The following is a 1,292-nucleotide window of genomic DNA, read 5'->3' as shown; positions in this document are numbered from 1 at the left end:
CAAACAACTCATTCTGCAAGGCGCCAAGGGAAATAACCTTGAAAACGTTACACTTGAAATTCCAGTTGGCTTATTTACCTGCATTACTGGTGTTTCAGGCTCTGGTAAGTCAACCCTGATCAACTCAACGCTTTACCCCTTAGCGGCGACTGAACTAAATAATGCCACGACCTTAAATGCAGCAGAGCACGAAGCCATTCACGGCATGCACTTTTTCGATAAAGTTATCGATATTAATCAGAGCCCGATCGGACGCACCCCAAGATCAAACCCCGCGACCTATACAGGACTGTTTACACCTATCAGAGAGTTATTTGCTGGCACTCACGAGGCAAGGTCTCGTGGATATAAACCAGGCCGCTTTAGCTTCAATGTTAAGGGTGGCCGCTGTGAGGCCTGTCAGGGTGATGGCGTCACAAAAGTAGAAATGCACTTTCTACCTGATGTCTATGTCCCTTGTGATGTTTGTAAGAGCAAGCGATACAACAGGGAAACACTAGATATCACCTATAAAGGGAAGAATATCCACGAAGTTCTGGACCTTACTATCGAAGATGCGCGTGAATTCTTTGACGCGGTTCCCTTTATTGCCCGAAAGCTTCAGACCTTAATGGATGTTGGCCTGTCGTATATCAGACTTGGTCAAAGTGCGATTACACTATCTGGCGGCGAAGCCCAGCGTGTCAAACTAGCTAAAGAGCTTTCCAAGCGAGATACAGGTAAAACCCTCTACATCCTTGACGAACCAACTACTGGCTTGCACTTCTATGATATCCAGCAATTACTGACTGTTCTTAACAGGCTTAGAGATCACGGCAATACGATTGTCGTAATCGAGCACAATCTAGATGTCATAAAAACTGCTGACTGGATAGTAGACCTAGGACCAGAAGGCGGTTCGAAAGGCGGTCAAATCGTTGCAACAGGAAGTCCTGAGCATGTCTCAGAGGTCGATGGTTCATTTACTGGACAATTCTTAAAGCCAATACTGGCCAGGAAATAAACAAAACAAGGCCTACGGGCCTTTCAGACTGCTGACAAACCTCGGCGTACTTTTTAGGACGCGCTTCTACGTGAATGAAATAGTTTTTTTCACTGTAAACTACTAAAAGATTTAAAAAATCGACCTATTTTGAGGTTGTTTTTTAAACGATTTATGCAAAACAAAACCTCGATATAAAATACCGGGGTTTATCAATACTCTGCAAGGCCTACGGGCCTTTAGCCTTATTTATTCCAGATACAAAAAAACCAGCACTAGGCTGGTTTTTTTACGACGGTGAGTAATAGAC

The 1,292-nt window shown here is 44.0% G+C and carries 1 pseudogene; it reads left to right on the top strand.

Features of this window, described 5'->3' with window-relative positions:
- A pseudogene (locus tag A3729_RS05855) lies at positions 1 to 1,003 on the top strand (ATP-binding cassette domain-containing protein); the annotation flags it as partial.
- Positions 1,004 to 1,292: the final 289 nt, after the last annotated feature.

It is taken from the genome of Oleiphilus sp. HI0043 (genome assembly GCF_001634935.1).
Note: the sequence above shows the minus strand (reverse complement) of the source record. Positions and strands in the feature narration are given on the sequence as shown.